Annotated in this window: 17 protein-coding genes; 12 read left to right on the top strand and 5 right to left on the bottom strand. The window is 61.8% G+C overall.

Going from position 1 to position 17,576, the window contains the following annotated elements; genetic code table 11:
- Window positions 1-42: 42 nt before the first annotated feature.
- From ACQY4S_RS18935 to rplM, 3 genes are all read right to left on the bottom strand, one after another.
- A complete protein-coding gene (locus tag ACQY4S_RS18935; RefSeq protein ID WP_428486775.1) occupies window positions 43-1,338 on the bottom strand; it encodes a malonyl-CoA decarboxylase in 1,296 nt (431 codons plus the stop codon).
- A 1,108-nt stretch (window positions 1,339-2,446) separates the two neighbouring features.
- A complete protein-coding gene (gene rpsI, locus ACQY4S_RS18930; RefSeq protein WP_428486774.1) occupies window positions 2,447-2,983 on the bottom strand; it encodes a 30S ribosomal protein S9 in 537 nt (178 codons plus the stop codon).
- A 5-nt stretch (window positions 2,984-2,988) separates the two neighbouring features.
- The gene (gene rplM, locus ACQY4S_RS18925) at window positions 2,989-3,456 is read right to left on the bottom strand and encodes a 50S ribosomal protein L13 (protein ID WP_428486773.1); all 468 of its coding nucleotides are present in this window, start codon (window positions 3,454-3,456) and stop codon (window positions 2,989-2,991) included.
- Between the two features lie 191 nt (window positions 3,457-3,647).
- On the opposite strand from rplM, the gene ACQY4S_RS18920 reads away from it, so the two are divergent.
- The gene (locus ACQY4S_RS18920; protein ID WP_428486772.1) at window positions 3,648-5,300 is read left to right on the top strand and encodes a flavin-containing monooxygenase; all 1,653 of its coding nucleotides are present in this window, start codon (window positions 3,648-3,650) and stop codon (window positions 5,298-5,300) included.
- 7 nt (window positions 5,301-5,307) lie between these two features.
- Window positions 5,308-5,550 carry a DUF1272 domain-containing protein gene (locus ACQY4S_RS18915; RefSeq protein ID WP_428486771.1) on the top strand — a complete coding sequence of 81 codons (243 nt, stop codon included), beginning with the start codon at window positions 5,308-5,310 and terminating at the stop codon, window positions 5,548-5,550.
- Here ACQY4S_RS18915 and ACQY4S_RS18910 read toward each other — a convergent pair.
- Window positions 5,547-5,963 (bottom strand): (R)-mandelonitrile lyase, encoded by a 417-nt coding sequence (locus ACQY4S_RS18910; protein ID WP_428486770.1) that lies wholly within the window; start codon window positions 5,961-5,963, stop codon window positions 5,547-5,549. The genes ACQY4S_RS18915 and ACQY4S_RS18910 overlap by 4 nt on opposite strands.
- 576 nt (window positions 5,964-6,539) lie before the next feature.
- Between ACQY4S_RS18910 and ACQY4S_RS18905 the strand changes: the two genes are divergently transcribed.
- From ACQY4S_RS18905 to ACQY4S_RS18890, 4 genes are all read left to right on the top strand, one after another.
- Window positions 6,540-7,868, top strand: coding sequence for an ATP-grasp domain-containing protein (locus ACQY4S_RS18905; RefSeq protein WP_428486769.1), 1,329 nt, complete (start codon window positions 6,540-6,542; stop codon window positions 7,866-7,868).
- The gene (locus tag ACQY4S_RS18900) at window positions 7,865-9,025 is read left to right on the top strand and encodes a glycosyltransferase family 4 protein (RefSeq protein WP_428486768.1); all 1,161 of its coding nucleotides are present in this window, start codon (window positions 7,865-7,867) and stop codon (window positions 9,023-9,025) included. The genes ACQY4S_RS18905 and ACQY4S_RS18900 overlap by 4 nt, the downstream gene beginning before the upstream one ends.
- Before the next feature lie 164 nt (window positions 9,026-9,189).
- On the top strand, window positions 9,190-10,059 hold the full coding sequence (locus ACQY4S_RS18895) for a WecB/TagA/CpsF family glycosyltransferase (RefSeq protein ID WP_428486767.1): 870 nt from the start codon (window positions 9,190-9,192) through the stop codon (window positions 10,057-10,059).
- Between the two features lie 56 nt (window positions 10,060-10,115).
- Window positions 10,116-11,081, top strand: a complete 966-nt coding sequence (locus ACQY4S_RS18890) for an NAD-dependent epimerase/dehydratase family protein (RefSeq protein ID WP_428486766.1) — start codon at window positions 10,116-10,118, stop codon at window positions 11,079-11,081.
- Between the two features lie 121 nt (window positions 11,082-11,202).
- On the opposite strand, the gene gshB is transcribed toward ACQY4S_RS18890, so the two are convergent.
- Window positions 11,203-12,186 (bottom strand): glutathione synthase, encoded by a 984-nt coding sequence (gene gshB / locus ACQY4S_RS18885; RefSeq protein WP_428486765.1) that lies wholly within the window; start codon window positions 12,184-12,186, stop codon window positions 11,203-11,205.
- 103 nt (window positions 12,187-12,289) lie between these two features.
- On the opposite strand from gshB, the gene ACQY4S_RS18880 reads away from it, so the two are divergent.
- The 6 genes from ACQY4S_RS18880 to ACQY4S_RS18855 all read left to right on the top strand — a co-directional run bounded on the left by ACQY4S_RS18880 (window position 12,290) and on the right by ACQY4S_RS18855 (window position 17,393).
- The gene (locus tag ACQY4S_RS18880; RefSeq protein WP_428483734.1) at window positions 12,290-13,363 is read left to right on the top strand and encodes an IS4 family transposase; all 1,074 of its coding nucleotides are present in this window, start codon (window positions 12,290-12,292) and stop codon (window positions 13,361-13,363) included.
- A 477-nt stretch (window positions 13,364-13,840) separates the two neighbouring features.
- Window positions 13,841-14,407: an ATP-dependent protease subunit HslV gene (gene hslV, locus ACQY4S_RS18875; RefSeq protein ID WP_428486764.1), complete on the top strand. Its 567-nt coding sequence runs from the start codon at window positions 13,841-13,843 to the stop codon at window positions 14,405-14,407.
- Entirely contained in the window at window positions 14,407-15,729 is a 1,323-nt protein-coding gene (gene hslU / locus ACQY4S_RS18870) for an ATP-dependent protease ATPase subunit HslU (RefSeq protein ID WP_428486763.1), read from the top strand. Before hslV ends, hslU begins: the two co-directional genes overlap by 1 nt.
- Before the next feature lie 129 nt (window positions 15,730-15,858).
- Window positions 15,859-16,005: a hypothetical protein gene (locus tag ACQY4S_RS18865; RefSeq protein ID WP_428486762.1), complete on the top strand. Its 147-nt coding sequence runs from the start codon at window positions 15,859-15,861 to the stop codon at window positions 16,003-16,005.
- Between the two features lie 160 nt (window positions 16,006-16,165).
- The gene (locus tag ACQY4S_RS18860; RefSeq protein WP_428486761.1) at window positions 16,166-16,354 is read left to right on the top strand and encodes a Fic family protein; all 189 of its coding nucleotides are present in this window, start codon (window positions 16,166-16,168) and stop codon (window positions 16,352-16,354) included.
- A gap of 96 nt (window positions 16,355-16,450) precedes the next feature.
- A protein-coding gene (locus ACQY4S_RS18855) for an IS630 family transposase (protein ID WP_428483280.1) occupies window positions 16,451-17,393 on the top strand; the annotation gives its coding sequence in 2 pieces (ribosomal slippage) (window positions 16,451-16,786 and window positions 16,788-17,393; 942 coding nt in all).
- Window positions 17,394-17,576 lie beyond the last annotated feature (183 nt).

The following is a 17,576-nucleotide window of genomic DNA, read 5'->3' as shown; positions in this document are numbered from 1 at the left end:
CTACGCGCGCCGGCTGGCCATACGGGTGCTGGATCGCATCAATCAGTCCTTGGGCGGACGGCGCGTGCGTATTGCAGCCTTCGGCTGCGCCATGGCCGTGGGCAGGGCCGGTGTCTCGAGCAGAGCATTCACCGCGGCAGAGCAGACGATCGCGCCGCGTACGAAGGCTTCGTGGTTGGCCTCGATCTGTTCGGGATCGTAGAGGTAGTTGACCATGATCCCATAAGATTCTCTGATCCCGCGCGATGCCACGTTGCCCAGCCAGTTCACCCGCTCCAGCCGCGCGCCGTTGCCAAGATGGAAGCGAGCCACCGGATCAGCCGGTCCACGGCCGCCCTGGGGCGTCGTGAGATATATGGTGCAGAGGCGGGTGAGCGGTGCGCGCGCCGCCTCCACGAGCATCGCGTCCTTCCACCAGTCCTCCATTTCCAATAGGCGATGCAGCAGGGCAACGGGATTGCCTGGCTGCGACGCTTCCCCGACGGTCAGGCGGAGCGCGGCCACCTCGGCCTCCCGCAGGACCTCGGCGGCGTCCGGTTCCAGAAGCCGCTTGTCCAGCCAGCGGCGGAGTCCCGGTACCGGCGACAAGGTCGAAAAACGTCCGAGGCGTGGCAGCTCGGCTTTCAACTCCTCCACGACCTGCTTGATGAGGAAGTTGCCGAAGGCGACCCCCCGCAGCCCGGCCTGGCAGTTGGAGATCGAGTAAAAGATTGCGGTGTCGGCGGCCTGCTCACGCGCACGCTCTGCTCGCTCATCGCCATCGGCGGCCAGGAGCGGCTGGACGGCGGCGGCCAAGCCGCTGATCAAAGCAACCTCCACGAAGATCAGCGGTTCGCCCGGCAGGGCCGGGTGGAAGAAGGCGAAGCAGCGCCGATCGGGCGCAAGGCGCCGGCGCAGGTCATCCCAGCCCTGGATCTCGTGGACCGCCTCATAAGCAATCAGCTTCTCCAGCACGGCCGCCGGGGTCTGCCAGTCTATCCGCCGCAGATCCAGGAAGCCGCGGTTGAACCACGAGGCGAGCAGATGGCGCAGGTCGACGTCGAGCGGCTTCAGGTTCGGCTCGTTGCCTAGGTTGGTCAGCAGATCCCTGCGCATGGCCACCAGCGCCGCTGTACCGCCGGGCACCATGTTCATGCGGCGCAGCAGCTCCTGCCGAGCCGGTTCGGCGGCTTCGGCAACTTGGGTTGCGTGCTCAGGCGTCGGCTCCGCAAGATAGGCCTCCGCCGCCGCCCGGAGCTGAGCCTCGGGCGGCAGGAAATTTTCCACGAGGAAGCGGTAGAACGCGAGCCGGTCCTTGGCTTCAAATTCGCCTATGGCCGCGTGCAGCGCCCGCGCCACCGCCGCCCCCGACGCCTCGCCATGCTCCGAGAGGAGAGCAGTCGCAAGCTCCTGGGCGCGATCGAGCGGCGCGTCAGGGGCCTGAGGTTGAAGCACATCGGCATAGGAGCGTCCGCGGTCCGCGACCGAGGACCAAAGCCGTTCCACCCAGGAACGCGGGTCGAGCGTGATGGCGCGAACGGAGGTTGATCGGGGAGGCGACGTCATGCTGGTTCTCCCTGCCCACACGTGATTTGACGAAAGTGATATGCCCTTATCTCGACTTTGGCCATTTACGTATCACCGTGGGCGCCGCAGATATGGCGGCTGCCGTTGCTCAGCGTACCGGGGCGCTTGACGCGCTTCTGCCGCATGTGCGAGCAGCGGCACAAGAAGCTGGCGGACCGGGTCCGTCAGGTGGTCTTGCAGATTGGGTGTTGGTTGTCGGAGGGAACAATCGTGCTGGTTGGCGAAAGCAGCTTTGCCACCGTTGACCTGTTGGCGACTCTGACGCAGCAGTGGTTGATCTGCGTTACTCGCATGAACGTCTCACACACGGCGTAATAGTGTAACCAGCGTCCCACGTCCGATGATACCGTTGCCGACGTCTGTCGCGAATTTGGGGCGCCCAGAATTTTTCCATGTTCCGCCACCGTCCAGGCTGCGGAAACATCCAGGACGCTGTGCACAGTATCGACCTACTCGTTCTGCCAGGCCACATGAGGCTAGCTAGATGACCAAAGCCGAACCAAGGACGTGTTGATCAACAAAGGTTGTGGAAAAATAATATCAACCGGTGGAACAAGTGGCACATCGGCCGCGCCCCTTCGTCATGCCGACTCGTGGGTCAGGGCCATGGGTCGGCTGCAGTTGGCAACCGCGCGTTTTTCCATGTGCGTATAAAGACGTGGATGACGGGCCTGCGCCCGCCATGACGTTTGGAAACGTGCCGCATCGTGACGAACGTCGAGAACGTGTCGAATTGCGGCAAACGGTGCATCTATCAGGCAGGAATGCTAAAGTTCATCGGTTGCAGCAGCGCGGCCGACATAACAAGGCTACCGTGATTGCTTTCGCGGCAGTTAGCTGCTTCCAGAACCTTGCAGCGCCGGTCAATCGCGACCAGTCATCAGCGCTTGCTGAACTGGAAGCTGCGCCGCGCCTTCGCCTTGCCGTACTTCTTGCGCTCCACCGCACGGGAGTCACGGGTGAGGAACCCGGCAACTTTCAGGATGCCGCGTAGATCAGGCTCATAGTATGTCAGTGCCCGGCTGATGCCGTGCCGCACCGCACCGGCCTGTCCGGACAGTCCGCCGCCGTTCACCGTGCAGAACACGTCGAACTGGTTGTAGCGGTCCGAGACCAGGAACGGCTGGGTGATCAGCATGCGCAGCACGGGGCGGGCGAAATACTGCACCACCTTCTTGCCGTTCACCATGATCTCGCCCTTGCCGGGCTTGATCCACACCCGCGCCACGGATTCCTTGCGCCGGCCGGTGGCGTAGGAACGGCCGAGCCCGTCGCGCTTGGGTTCGCGTCTGGGCTGATCGGACGGTGCAACGGGGATCGGCCGGCCAGTCGCGGCGGCCTCCGCTTCGGCCGCGGCTTGACGCGCGGCCAGAACGTCTTTCAGGTCGGCAAGGCTGCCGGTTTGGGTTCCTGACATCGGGATCAGACCCTTTTGTTCTTGGGATTGAGCGCGGCAACGTCCAGCGGCTTCGGCTGCTGGCCATCATGCGGATGCGTTGCGTCACCATAGATGTACAGGTGCTTCATCTGCTTGCGCTGCAGGGGGCCGCGGGTGATCATCCGCTCCACCGTCTTTTCCAGCACCCGCTCCGGATGCTTGGACTCAAGCCGCTGCCGGATCGAACGGCCCTTGATACCGCCGGCATAACCGGTGTGGTAGTAGAATATTGACTGCTCCGCCTTGTTGCCGGTGACGCGCACCTTGGCAGCGTTCACCACCACCACATTGTCGCCGCAATCGACGTGCGGCGTGAACTGCGGCTTGTGCTTGCCGCGCAGCCGATTGGCGATGACGACAGCCAGGCGACCGAGGACGACGTCCTCGGCGTCGATCAGCACCCAGTCCTTCGTCACCTCCGACGGCTTCAGGGAGACAGTGGTCTTGAGCATGGGGTTTACCGATGTCCGGTGGTTCAGAAGGCGCCGGTATCGCGCCCTGATCCCGGTTGGTCAAGGGGTTTTTGCCTGTGGTATGATGATACCACAGATTGGACCAACGAGTCTGAAAAGCTACCGATGAGTTGACAAACCGATACGGCGTGGTGTCCGATGCCGCTTCAGCAAGGCTGAAAGGAGCATTCATGCCACAGGCTATCCATGCCCGCCCGGCGGTTCCCGAAACAGTGGACGTTGTCATCGTGGGCGCCGGGTTCGGCGGTTTGTACATGCTGCACCGCCTGCGCGGCCTGGGGCTGACGGCCATCGTGTTCGAGGCCGCGGCCGGCGTCGGCGGCACCTGGTACTGGAACCGCTATCCTGGCGCGCGATGCGATGTCGAAAGCATGCAGTATTCCTATTCGTTCTCCGATGAGCTGCAGCAGGAGTGGACCTGGAGTGAGGTATTTGCCGGTCAGCCGGAAATCCTGCGCTATGCCAACTTTGTCGCCGACCGGCTGGACCTGAAGCGCGACATCCGTTTTGAGACCAAGGTGACCGACGCCAGCTTTGATCCGGCGGCGCATCGCTGGGCGGTGCGGACTGACCGTGGCGATGCGGTGTCGGCGCGATATTGCGTGATGGCGACGGGATGCCTGTCGGCCGCGCGGAAGCCGGATTTTCCAGGATTGGACAGCTTCAGGGGCAAGACCTATCACACCGGCCAATGGCCGCATGAGGGTGTCGACTTCACCGGTCTACGGGTTGGCGTGATCGGCACCGGCTCCTCGGCGATCCAGTCGATTCCGATGATCGCGCGACAGGCCGAGCATGTCATGGTGTTCCAGCGCACGCCGAACTTCAGCATTCCGTCGCGTAACCGGCCGATGACGGAGGACTATGAGCGGGCGTGGAAGGATGCCTACCCGGCGAAGCGGGCCGAGGCGCGGATGATGCGCACCGGCGTGCTGACCGACCCGAACGATGCCGCCGCCATGGAAACGCCGGAGGCGGCTCGACTGGCGGTCTATGAGCAGCGCTGGGCCGACGGCGGAACCAGCTTCATGGCCGCGTTCAACGATCTGATCGTCAACAAGGCGTCCAACGATACGGCGGCTGAGTTCGTGCGCGGCAAGATCCGGGACATGGTAACCGATCCGGTTAAGGCGGAACTGCTCGCGCCGACCAGTCATCCAATCGGGACGAAACGGATCTGTGTCGATACCGACTATTACCTGACCTACAACAGGCCGAACGTCGATCTGGTGGATGTGCGCGACGCGCCGATCAAGGAACTGACGCCGGACGGGCTGCGCGCCGGCGATCGCGCGTATGCGTTCGACGCCATCGTCTTCGCCACCGGCTTTGATGCGATGACCGGCGCGCTGACCCGGATCAACATCGCCGGCCGCAACGGGCAGACCCTGGCCGACAAGTGGGAGGCTGGACCACGCACCTACCTTGGCCTGATGACCGCCGGGTTCCCCAACCTGTTCATGATCACCGGACCGGGCAGTCCTTCGGTGCTCAGCAACATGATGGTCTCGATCGAGCAGCACGTGGACTGGATCAGCGACTGCCTGAGCCACTTGACCAGCCGGCAGCTTGATCAAATTGAACCAACCCTGGCCGCCGAGGATAACTGGGTGGAGCATGTGAACCAGGTGGCGCACACGACGCTGTATCCGGCGGCGGCGTCCTGGTACATGGGCGCGAACATTCCGGGCAAGCCGCGGGTATTCATGCCGTATATCGGCGGCGTAGGAGCGTATCGGCTGAAATGCGACGAGGTGGCGGCGAAGGGGTATGAGGGGTTCATGCTGACGGGGTCGGCACGGACAGCGGTGGCGGCGGAGTAGGCTGGTCATGCTGGAGCTGCGCCCGAACTGTGAATGCTGTGACCGCGACCTGCCGCCAAATAGTCGCAGCGCACGCATTTGCAGCTACGAATGCATGTTTTGCGCCGACTATCGCCTGCTTGGCTTCTGCCCAAATTGCGGCGGCGAACTGGTGCGGGCGCTGGTTGGTCCCGCCAAGCTGCTGGACAGGCACCCAGCCGCAAGGAGTTCGATGCTGAAACCAGCCGGTTCCGAGGCGGTGTCCGCTTAGTTCACTGGCGCCGGTGGCGCGGTGTAATCGTCATCAGATACATGCTCGAACCAAGCCGTCCCCTCGGCTTGGTCGTTCAGCTCCGACATCGCGAGATGGGAAAACAGCTTGTCCGGCGCAGCACCGTGCCAGTGCCGGATATCCGGCGGAATGATCACGGTGTCGCCGGGACGGATCTCCTGCACGGGCTCTCCCTCCCGCTGCACACGCCCGGCGCCCGACAGGCAGAATAGCGTCTGCCCAACCGGATGGCTGTGCCAGGCAGTGCGAGCCCCTGGCGTGAAGGACACCACCGACCCGCGCAGGCGCGATGGTGCCGTTCCCACCACCACCTCATCCGAAAACACAACCCCGGTAAAGTTCGACGCGGGTGCACGGCTAGTCTTCCTGGCGGAGGATCGGAGGATCTTCATCGGCGTGTCCTGGTTGTGGTGCGCAGCGGCCGTTCAAGCAAGGCCATGATAGTGAGAGCGGCGAGATCGACAAGCGCGTCTCCATTCACGTACGGGGACCTCATCTGTGAGGCGCATCAATGACATGATCTGGCTACATTTTGCATATCGGTTGCGAGCGAACGTGATGCCGATCCGGTGTGACCGTTGCCCTCGCTGTCAAGGATGACACAATTGTTTGCCAGAGGCGTCTGGTTATCGCAGGCGTCTGGTTATGCCAGAGGTTTGGCTACCCCCTGGCAGGTGGATCAGCGAAATGCGGTCCATGCTTGGCTGGAGGCGAGCTACCGCAATTTTGCTCTTCAACGAGGGCCCATGAGACAACAATTGCCGCAATCTGAGCGGACCAAGATGGCATTGCGGACGCTGAACGGAGAAGGCGGTCGCTGTCACGCAGGCGTGCGATCATGAGATCCCCTACGTCCACAACCGCCGATCAGGTGACACCTAAGTCTTGATGTCCCACACAATATTGAATAGGAATTTTATGAATTGGATATAATCTCGGCGCCTCAGCTAGCAAATAGGGTCGATGAGATGGTAACCGACAGCCGGACGACAACCCCCGAGCCGCGCGTTCTGTTGGCGACCACGCTTCACCTGCCTTCAACAGCCCGCATGGCCATGGCGCTTGCACAAAATGGCTGTGAGGTTTCCGCGATGACACCGCCAAGTCATCCATTGCGTTTTGTCCAGCTCGCATCCTTGCGGCTGCCCTATCGGGTTTCTCGGCCGCTTGAATCACTGGAAGCTGCTTTTGATCAGACATCGTGCGATCTGGTCATTCCCTGTGACGAGGAAGCTGTGCGGCACCTGCACGAGTTGCACCGCACCTCCGCGAACCCACGGACACGTGCACTTATCCAGCGATCAATAGGAGATCCCGAGCATTACGACGTGACGGAAGCTCGTCACAAGCTGCTGACAATGGCCCACGAGGAAGGCGTCCATACGCCTGCCTCACAATTGATATCGTCTGTTGCGGACTTGTCCATCTGGCATGCGACGGTGCCGTTTCCCTGGGTGCTCAAGGCGGACGGGAGCTGCGCTGGACAAGGCGTCCGCATCGTCGCATCCCTGGACGAGGCCGAAGCGGTGTTTGAGGAACTGAATCGGCCGGTCAGCGGAAGGCTGGCCCTCAACAAGCTTCTGATAGACCGTGAGCCGTTCTGGTTAAATCGGTGGCGTGCCGGCACTCGCCCAACGATTTCGGTTCAGAGTTACGTGGACGGCCGGCCGGCGAACTGCTCGGTTGCCTGCTGGGAGGGTGAAGTCCTCGCGGGCATTTGCGTGGAAGTTGTCGTTGCAGAATCCAGGACGGGCCCTTCCACGACTGGTCGCGTGGTCCACAACGCCGAGATGCTCGAGGCAGCCCGGCTCGTGGTACGGCGCCTTGGATTGAGCGGCCTGATCGGCTTCGATTTCATGATCGATGCAGCGACCGGAACCGCTTACCTGATCGAGATGAATCCGCGGAACACACCAATCTGTCACATCAATCTTGGGTCCGGCCGTGATCTGGTGGAGGCGCTGACAGCGAAAATAAGCAGTCGCGCGATACGGGCGCGCCCTGCGGTGACGACGAACGACATCATCGTGTTTTTTCCCGATGCTTGGAAGTGCGACCCCGAAAGCCAATTTCTTCTCACGGCATATCACGACGTTCCGTGGGAGGAGCCGGCCCTTGTTCTTGAGTTGCTCAGGCCGGAACGTCGCGAACGATACTGGCTGTCACGACGGCTGCGGCGGATCAAGGATCGTAAAACCGCGCCGCCGTTGGCGTTTCTTGAAGCTATGGATCAACGCGCGACACCTTCCTATCAGCCTGCCTTAAGTGAATGGAACAAGGATTTGAACGGCGAATGAGAGCCGACCGCAAAATGGTTGCGATGTTTGCCGGCGGCGGTGTGGCTCACACGTCGGGCGGAGTCGGAACCCTGATTCATTACTTGTTGGAAGAGTGGTCGACAAAACCGGATGCACTGCGGGTTCGCGTCATCGACTCGCGGGGGCAGGGCGGCATAGGCAGCATGGTCTATTCCTTTCTGAAGGCGCTGGGCCTGCTGCTATACATGAAAGTCACCGGTCAGCTTGGGGTCATACACGCGCATATGACCACCCGCGGCAGCGCCGTGCGGAAAAGCATTTTTGGCCTACTCGGCAATCTGCTGGGCGTCCCGGTCATCATGCATCTCCATGGCGCCGACTTTCAGGAGTTCTACGAGAACTTGCCCGGACCTTGTCGGAAAGCCATCCGGTTTGCGCTGAGCCGAGCCCGGTTTGTTGTCGTGCTTGGCGGCGGCTGGCGAAAGCTACTTGTCTCCGACATGGGAATCTCGCCGGACAAGATTGTTGTCGTGCTTAATGGTGTGCCGCGACCGGTGGACACGGACCCGGTAGACACGGAACCTGCGACCCGCCAGCGTGGCGAGGCAGTACGGATCGTTTTCCTTGGACGGCTTGGCGAACGGAAAGGTGTCCCGGAGTTGCTGGAGGCTCTGCGGTCGCCAGAACTGTTGTCGAGACCGTGGACAGCAACCATTGCCGGAGACGGAGCGGTCGAGCACTTCCGCGAAGTTGTCAGCAAGGCGGGTCTTCAGGATCGTGTCACGCTACCCGGCTGGATCAATCGTGCCACTGCCAGCGGCCTGCTGCGCAAGGCGGACATTTTCGTGTTGCCTTCGCACCATGAAGCGATGCCGATGGCTATTCTTGAAGCCTTGGCGCATGGCGTCGCAATTGTTACGACCCCGGTCGGTGCCATTCCCGAATTCTTGACGGATGGCGCGACTGCGTTACTGGTGCCTCCGGGAATGTCCGGCCGTTTGGCCGAAGCCATCGTGCGCCTCATTGATGACGCTGAAGAACGTGAACGGCTTGGTGCCGCTGGAAATGAGGTTTTCCGCGCCAGCCTTGACATCAGCGCGGTGGCCGATCGTATCCTCGCGCTGCACCGAACTGCCATGCGAGTAGACCGAGGACCGAAAAATGTGTTCCCGGAGACGTCGAGCGGCGGCGCTTGACGGGTTTGTTTTCCAGGTGTTGAAGTCTCGCCAACGAAGCTCGTCGCGACTACAGTGATCAACCACGATTTACTTGTGTTCCGGCAAGGGATGGTCCGAAAGTAGTTCATCATGGTGCAACCGCCTTGCTATTAACCAGCTTCGCCGTAGGTCCGGAAGAACATATGACGCAAGCGCGTGGAGCAGTCGTCAGCTATCTACCTTCTGCCACAAATGGTGTGTCACGACTTTCCGGCATTGCATTTTTGTTCAGCCTGCAACCAAGGGAAACCACGATGTGGAGGCGATGGTTACATGTGCGCCAACACGGACTTGCGCTGGTGCAAGCAGTCATCGACAAGATCGACATTATCGATAATGAGGCACAGGAAGCCGGTCTTATCGCGCGAATTACACATACCGATCGACCCATTGTTGTTTCGTTTGTTAATCAACATGTCCTGAACCTTGCATGGAAATCGCCTGAGTTTGCTTCCCGGCTGACGCAAAGCGACGTCTTGTTGCGCGACGGCATTGGGATGGAAATCTGTCTCTCGGCGCTTCGCCGGGATGTTGGGCGCAACATGAATGGAACGGATTTTATCCCGCGTCTCGCTGCCGCCTTCGCCGGGCGGCGGACGGCAATCTATGGAACCGCCGAACCATGGACCAGCCGTGCGGCTGCGGTCCTTGAGCAGTGGGGTTGCCAGGTTGTCTCGACAGTCGACGGATTTCGGTCGGATGCGGAGTATGTGTCCGAGACCAAGCGCGCCAGCCCGGAGCTGATCGTCTTGGCGATGGGCAATCCGAAACAGGAGGCCGTTGCTGATGCCATAGCGGCCTCGGCGCGGAATCCAGTGGTGATTGTGACTGGCGGGGCAATTGCCGATTTTCTCGCCCAACGCTTCGAACGCGCGCCAGTCTGGATGCGGCAAACCGGTTGCGAGTGGGTCTACCGGCTGCTGCTGGAGCCAAGACGCCTTTGGCGCCGCTATCTAATCGGCGGATTGTCTTTCGCTTCACATATCCTGTGGCTTCGCTTGGCCCCACGATGAGCGGTGCGCCCACATCGGTTCGGCGCGGTGACGATGGAGAGCTGGTCAAGGTCCTGGTGATCGGCGGAAGCGGATTCGTCGGCAGCGCAGTCGTCGCGGCGTTAGCCAAGCGGAATGACATGCGCCCGATTGCCTGCATGCGGCGGCCGCGGTACGGATCGCTTGCGACCGGCGTGGAAACACGGATCTGCGACGCCTCTGATCCGAAAGCCTTGGCGAGCGCGCTGGAGGGGGTGAGCCATGCTGTCAACTGCGTTCTAGGCCGCCCGCGAACCATGGTCGCGGCAACACGGAACCTGTGTGATGTCGCCCGCACATCCGGCCTTCGTAGAATCGTGCACTTAAGCAGCATGGCTGTTTATGGCGCTGCGACTGGATTGGTGGACGAGAACACGAGGCCAGATCCGGTGGACGCTTACGGTCAGGGTAAGGCGGAATGTGAAGCGGTGGTAAGCAATTTCGTCGCGTCGGGTGGGGACGCTATCATGATCCGGCCGGGTTGCGTCTATGGCCCAGGCGGCGATCAATGGGTCGGACGCATCGCACGCTGGCTGGTGGCAGGGCGCCTGGGCGATCTCGGCGACCTGGCTGAGGGATATTGCAATCTGACCTTCAATGATGACCTCGCAAACGCTGTTATCGTCTCGCTGCTGATGACCGAACGCGTGAGAGGCGAGGTGGTCAATCTCGCGGATAGCGATGTTGGAACATGGAACCAGTACTTCACTGGCCTTGGCCAGGCGGTCGGTGCGCCGGTCAGGCGGATTTCCCGCCTTCGCATGCATCTGGAGGCGGCGGTTCTTGCACCGCCGCTGCAGATCGCGAAAATCGTCAACCAGCGGATCGGCAGGCACAGATCGATCTTGCCGGCACCGATCACACCATCGCTGCTTCGGTTATGGAGTCAATCGATGCGCCTGGATTGCCGGAGGGCTGATGCGCTGCTGAGGTTTCCCCGCACACCTCCGGAACAGGGTCTTGCTCGTTCGGCGGAATGGTTTCGCTCGACAATTACGCCGTGATATTAGGGAAATTCGTCGAACATTAGCGTATAGGATCGAAACGTCTAGCATTGGCTGCCTTCGCGGCCATCGACCAGCGACATTAGGGCTGTAGAAGAGGGCGTCCGTGTTGTAAGGAGTCTCAGGCTCCGATCTTCTCCTCGATCCGATCCCAAATCGACTTCTCGATATGGACGCCATCGAACCGGGCGATCTCTTGCAGGCCGGTGGGGGAGGTGACATTGATCTCGGTCAGATAGTCGCCGATCACGTCAATGCCGACGAAGATCATGCCCTGATCACGTAACGTCTGACTGATCGCGGCGCAAATCTCCCGGTCGCGGGCGGTCAGCGGCGACTTCTCCGGGCGGCCGCCGACATGCATGTTGGATCGGGCCTCGCCATGCGCTGGCACCCGGTTGACCGCGCCCATCGGTTCCCCATCCACCAGGATGATGCGCTTGTCACCAACGCGCACTGCCGGCTCATAGCGCTGGAACATCAACGGCTCGCGTGATCGGGCGAAGTGCATCTCCAGCAGCGCGCCGAGGTTCTCGTCATCCGGCTTGATGCGGAACACGCCGGCGCCGCCGTTGCCAAACAGCGGCTTGACGATGATGTCCTTGTATTCCAAGCGGAAGGCGCGGATCGCTTCCAGGTCCCAACTGATCAGGGTCGGCGGCATCAGGTCGGGGAAGTGCGTGACCAGGATCTTCTCCGGTGCGTTGCGCACCGCCGCCGGGTCATTCACCACCAGCGTGCCAGGCTGGATATGCTCCAGCATGTGGGTCGCCGTGATGTAGGCCATGTCGAAAGGGGGGTCCTGCCGCATCAGCACCACATCCATGCCGCCTAAATCCAGCGTCTCCAGCGGGCCGAAGCGGTAATGGGCACCAAGCTTGCGCTCCACCGCTACGCCGCGGGCACGGGCGAACAACCGATCCTGCCGCCGGCCGCCGTCCAGGCGTGCGACGCCTTCCTTCAGCGCCATGTGCCGCACCTCGTAATGCCACAGCGTATGGCCGCGGGCCTGTGCCTCCAGCATCAGTGCGAAGGTGGAATCCGCGTTGATGTCGATACTCTCGATCGGATCCATCTGGACCGCGACCTTAAGCGGGCGAACCATGCATTGTTCCCTTGGGTTTGAGGAAAGAAGCAAGGCGGGGGCTCCGCCCCATAAGCGCTAGGATAGGATTGACACGGCACGTTTTGGCGTGATTCCGGGGCAGATGCAAACCGCATTGTTTCATCTGGATCATTGGCCAAGCGTCGTCGGCCACGTCTCTTCGCTGATTGATCTGGAGGTCAGCGCCCGGACGCACAAAGCCCTGGTGCGCAAACGTGGCGTGCGCAGCGCGGCCGACCTGCTGCATCTGGCTCTCCTCTACGGCCCCGGCAGGCTATCGCTGCGTGCGGTCGCCAGCCATGCCACCGAAGCCGGGATTGCCGATCTCTGTGACGTCTCGCTGCTGGATCGATTGCGCAATTCGGGTGATTTCCTGGCTGATGTGCTGGACCGGCTGCTGGCGGATCGTCGCGGCGACACGCCAATGGAGGGGCGCCTGCAACTCAACCTGGTGGATGGCTCCACGGTCTCGATCCCGGGCAGTAAAGGCAGTGACTGGCGGCTTCACGCGCGCTATGAACCGGCGCGCGGCTGTTTTACCGATCTTGCGATGACCAAGGCCGCCACGGCCGAAGCGCTCAGTTGCGTGGCGGTGCGGCCCGGTGATGTTCTGGTGCAGGATCGTGGCTATGCGCGGGTGCGCAACTTTGCCCATGCCCACGCCAACCAGGCGGACTTCATCACCCGGATCGGCTGGCGCTCGGTGAACGTGTTCGATGCGTCGCGGCAGGCCTTTGATCTGGTCGCGGCGCTGTCCGACAACGGCCCGTCGGTGGTGGAACACGCCGTGTCAATCGGCGCCGGCCGCGCCCCGGTGCGCGCGCGCCTGATCATCGCGCGCAAGCCGCCCGAGGCGACCGAGCGCCAGCACAAGAGGCTGCACCGCAAGGCCAGTCGCAAGGGCCACAAGACCGATCCGCGCACCCTGAGGGCGGCTGGATACATGATGCTGCTGACCTCGCTGTCGCCAGAACAGGCGACAGCGGCGGAGGTCGTGCGGCTCTACCGCATGCGCTGGCAGGTGGAACTCGCGTTCAAACGACTGAAAAGCCTGGGCGGCTTTGCGGCGTTGCAAGCAAGCGATCCCAAGCTCGCGCGCAGTTGGCTGCTCGCTCATCTCATCGCCGCCGTGCTGATCGAGACTTCGCTGGGCGAGGATCTCGGCTTTCCCCCCTGAGCCAACATCTGGCCGTGCAACCCGTCACGCCAGCCTTTGGCGGGTTTGGCAATCCAACCACCGCCGTCTGCAAGTGGCTCTGTTCGCACAACCCCGAAGACGCCGCAGCCTGGCGACCCGCAGAACGGCACGCAGGCGGCTGGCCGAGCCGCCCAGAAAGCGCCGCTGCCAAGACAAAGACGCTAAAAATGCCTTATCCTAGCGCTTATGGGGCTCCGCCCCTCGATCCCGCCAAAGGCTGACGCCCTTGGAACCCATTTAGGGATTGGGGAGAGAGGGGGCGACCGAGCCGGTTGCAACACCTGCGTCGCCCCTCTCCCTCAAACCCCTGGACGGGGATCAAAGGGGCATCCGTCCCTTTGCGGGTGCAGGGCGGAGCCCCGGCCTTTACTTACTTGCCCTCTGACACATAGGCAACGGCGCAATGATGCGAGCGGCTCTTGCCTAGGGGAGCCGTGATCGCCACTTGGCCATGTCATGCAAACTTTTTCTTCCGCCGTGGCTGATCCAATCGGATGGCACGGCACCACCATTCTGTGCGTAAGGCGGGATGGACACGTGACGATGGCAGGTGACGGCCAGGTCAGCATGGGCCAGACCATCGTCAAGGGCAACGCGCGCAAGGTCCGCCGGATCGGCGTCGGCGGCACGGTCGTCTCCGGCTTCGCCGGTGCCACGGCGGATGCCTTCACCTTGCTGGAGCGTCTGGAAAGCAAGCTGGAGCGTTATCCCAGTCAGCTTGAACGCGCCTGCGTGGAACTGGCAAAGGACTGGCGCACTGACCGCTACCTGCGCCGGCTGGAGGCGATGATGGCGGTCGCCGACAAGGACCGCAGTTTCACCGTCACTGGCAATGGCGACGTTCTGGAACCGGAGGACGGGGTGATCGCCATCGGTTCCGGTGGCAATTACGCGCTCGCCGCCGCCCGTGCGCTGATGTTGGTCCCCGACCTTTCGGCCGAGGAAATCGCTCGGCGCGCGATGAAGATCGCGGCGGACATCTGCGTCTATACCAACGGCAATATCATCATCGAGTCACTGTAATGGAAGTTCCCACCTATTCACCGAGAGAGATCGTCTCGGAACTTGACCGCTTCATTGTCGGGCAGAACGATGCCAAGCGCGCGGTGGCGATCGCGCTGCGCAACCGCTGGCGCCGGCAGCATCTGCCGGAGGGGATGCGGGAGGAAGTGGTGCCGAAGAACATCCTGATGATCGGCCCCACCGGCTGCGGCAAGACCGAGATCGCCCGCCGTCTCGCCAGGCTGGCGCAGGCGCCGTTCCTAAAGGTCGAGGCGACCAAGTTCACCGAGGTCGGCTACGTCGGCCGCGATGTCGAAAGCATCGTTCGCGACCTGGTGGACGCCAGCCTGAACATGTTGCGCGAGGCCAGCCGCAAGGAGGTCCAGTCGAAGGCCGAAACCGCGGCCGAAGAGAAGCTGCTCGACGCCCTGGTGGGCGAGGAGGCAGCCGCCGACACACGCTCCAAGTTCCGCCGCATGTTGCGCAACGGCGAGTTCGAGCAGAAGGAGATTGAAGTATCCGTCTCGGACGTGGGTAGCAGCCCAATGAACCAGCTTGATATCCCTGGCATGCCGCCGGGCCAGGTAATTAACCTGAGCGAGATGATGAAGGGGTTGATGGGCAACCGGCCGCCGCAGAAGCGGCGCATGACGGTGGAGGCGGCGCGGCGGGTGCTGGAAGCCGAGGAAGCCGATCGGCTGCTGGACAACGAGCAGTTGACCAAGGATGCGGTGTTCCACGCGGAAAACAACGGCATCGTCTTTCTGGACGAGATCGACAAGATTTGTGCCCGCACCACGGAAGGCGGCTTCCGCGGCGGCGATGTCAGCCGGGAAGGCGTGCAGCGCGACCTGCTGCCGCTGATCGAGGGCACCACGGTCAACACCAAGTACGGGCTGGTGAAGACCGACCATATCCTGTTCATTGCTTCGGGCGCCTTCACCCTGGCCAAACCCTCGGACCTGCTGCCGGAACTGCAAGGCCGCCTGCCGATTCGGGTGGAGTTGATGCCGCTGACCCGCGACGATTTGCGCCGGATCCTGATCGAGCCGGAGCACTCGCTGCTGAAGCAGTACGCGGCGCTGATGGGAACCGAGCAGGTGACGTTGGATTTCGCTGAAAGCGCGGTGGATGCGCTGGCTGAACTGGCGTCCGACATCAACGACCGGGTGGAGAACATCGGCGCCCGCCGGCTGCATACGGTGCTGGAACGGCTGCTGGAGGATATCAGCTTTTCCGCCACGGATCGATCAGGCGAGACGGTTGTCGTTGACGCGGCCTATGTGAATGAGAAAGTGGCGCCGCTGGCGCAGAAAGGCGATCTGAGCCGGTTCATCCTGTAGCTTTTTTGTCTCATTTTTGTTGTAACAATCCAGCTAGCCAGGAGGGCGAGCCATGCGTTCATTAAAGCTTTCGCAGATCGAAAATCCCATGGCGTCATTCTGCTAAGTGAAATGCTTGTTCGCCTGGGCATGACCAAAAGCGATACGCCGTATGCCCTGGACCAGCCGGACGGTTTTTGCCCGACCGTCGCCAACCTGGATTTCGCCGAACAGATGGAGGTCGCGCGCCGCGTTATGAAGGAGCGGCGGGCGGTGCTGCGTGCACTGGCGAAGTGACGGTCTGGCTATCGCGCCAGCATATTCTTGCCGTTCACGAGGAGCAGTTGACGGAACACAGAGGCGCTCAGGGCCTGCGTGATTCCGGTCTGCTCGATAGCGCGCTGTCCGGCCCGCTGAGCCGGGCTATCATGACGAACCGGACGTTGCCGAACTGGCGGTGGCCTTTGCCATCGCCATCATGCGCAATTATCCCTTCATCAACGGCAACAAACGGACGGGCTACGTCGTGCTGGAACTCTTCCTGCGCCTGAACGGCTGCCGGTTCACCGTCGGTGACGCCGACGCGGGTGTCACGCCACGTGCGATGGCGGCCGAAGAGCTGCCTGATGGCGAATTTATCGCCTAGAGCATGATCGTTTTAAGTTGACTCCTGCGTGAGTAGGGGTTCCGGCGCGGCCTAAAATCTGATCCAAGCTGTGGGCTGGGTCGGAGGCCAGCATGGATGGGTGCTCCTTACACGTTGGATTTGCGAGAACGCGCTGTCGCGGCATTCCGCTCAGGCAGGAGCCGGCTTGAGACGGCGACCCTCTTCCAGGTCAGTGAGTCGTCTGTGCAGCGGTGGTCGCGGCTGGATCGACAGAAGGGCAGCGTGGCGGCGCAGGGGCTGGGTGGTCATCGGCCCTTCGCACTGGCCAACGAACGCGACAGGATTATCGAACGGATTGCGCAACAGCCGGATCTGCCGTTGCGCGCACTGCTCGCTGAGTTGCAAGACCGTGGCATCACGGTGAGCTATTTTGCTGTCTGGAACATCGTTGACCGCGCTGGTCTCAGCTTTAAAAAAAAGCCTGCACGCCAGCGAGCAGGATCGTCCCAATGTTGCCCGTCGGCGCCTGCAATGGCAAAAGCGGCAGGATAAAGTTGATCCCAGACGGCTTGTTTTTGTAGACGAAACCTGGACGAAGACGAACATGACCCCGATCCGGGGGCGGTGCCCGGTCGGCCAGCGTCTGCTCGCCAAGGTGCCGCATGGTCATCGCCAGACGCAAACCTTCGTTGCCGCCCTGCGATGCGACGGCATTCATGCGCCATGCCTGCTCGATCAGCCGATGAACGCGATCAGTTTTCGCGCCTATGTCGAGCAGTTCCTGGTGCCGACGTTACGACCGGGCGACGTTGTGATCATGGATAATCTGAGCAGTCACAAGGGCCCTGTCATCCGCAAGGCAATCCGGACAGCGGGTGCAAAGCTGATTTTCCTGCCACCCTATAGTCCCGACCTCAACCCGATCGAGCAGGTGTTCGCCAAACTCAAAACCCTGCTGCGCAAGGCCAACGCCCGCACCATCGACGCAGTGATCGAAGCGATCGCCAAGCTCCTCGACGAGTATACCGTCGAAGAATGCGCCAATTACCTCGTCAACTCCGGCTACGGGTCAACCTAAAACGATCATGCTCTAGGTGCGCATGTACAGGGGGCTGCGCGTTAACAGGGCGAAAAGCAATCTCGTCGACCATTGTCCTGATCAGAAGGGGCCACTAGCGTTTTCATACCAATCCGACAGGAAGACGACCCTGCCACACCGGATGACGCGAAAGCGTATCTATATGCAGCGGGACAGGCCTGC

The sequence above is a fragment of the Rhodopila sp. genome (assembly GCF_965276935.1).
GTDB lineage: Bacteria > Pseudomonadota > Alphaproteobacteria > Acetobacterales > Acetobacteraceae > Rhodopila.
This window is presented reverse-complemented; position numbering and strand designations above follow the sequence as displayed.

Coding starts and splice junctions, on each gene's coding strand:
- ACQY4S_RS18915 (WP_428486771.1), top strand. CDS start 5,308: ATGCTGGAGCTGCGCCCGAACTGTGAATGCTGTGACCGCGACCTGCCG.
- ACQY4S_RS18905 (WP_428486769.1), top strand. CDS start 6,540: ATGGTAACCGACAGCCGGACGACAACCCCCGAGCCGCGCGTTCTGTTG.
- rplM (WP_428486773.1), bottom strand. CDS start 3,456: ATGCTCAAGACCACTGTCTCCCTGAAGCCGTCGGAGGTGACGAAGGAC.
- ACQY4S_RS18900 (WP_428486768.1), top strand. CDS start 7,865: ATGAGAGCCGACCGCAAAATGGTTGCGATGTTTGCCGGCGGCGGTGTG.
- ACQY4S_RS18865 (WP_428486762.1), top strand. CDS start 15,859: ATGACCAAAAGCGATACGCCGTATGCCCTGGACCAGCCGGACGGTTTT.
- hslU (WP_428486763.1), top strand. CDS start 14,407: ATGGAAGTTCCCACCTATTCACCGAGAGAGATCGTCTCGGAACTTGAC.
- ACQY4S_RS18920 (WP_428486772.1), top strand. CDS start 3,648: ATGCCACAGGCTATCCATGCCCGCCCGGCGGTTCCCGAAACAGTGGAC.
- ACQY4S_RS18880 (WP_428483734.1), top strand. CDS start 12,290: ATGCAAACCGCATTGTTTCATCTGGATCATTGGCCAAGCGTCGTCGGC.
- rpsI (WP_428486774.1), bottom strand. CDS start 2,983: ATGTCAGGAACCCAAACCGGCAGCCTTGCCGACCTGAAAGACGTTCTG.
- hslV (WP_428486764.1), top strand. CDS start 13,841: ATGCAAACTTTTTCTTCCGCCGTGGCTGATCCAATCGGATGGCACGGC.
- ACQY4S_RS18910 (WP_428486770.1), bottom strand. CDS start 5,963: ATGAAGATCCTCCGATCCTCCGCCAGGAAGACTAGCCGTGCACCCGCG.
- ACQY4S_RS18895 (WP_428486767.1), top strand. CDS start 9,190: ATGACGCAAGCGCGTGGAGCAGTCGTCAGCTATCTACCTTCTGCCACA.
- gshB (WP_428486765.1), bottom strand. CDS start 12,186: ATGGTTCGCCCGCTTAAGGTCGCGGTCCAGATGGATCCGATCGAGAGT.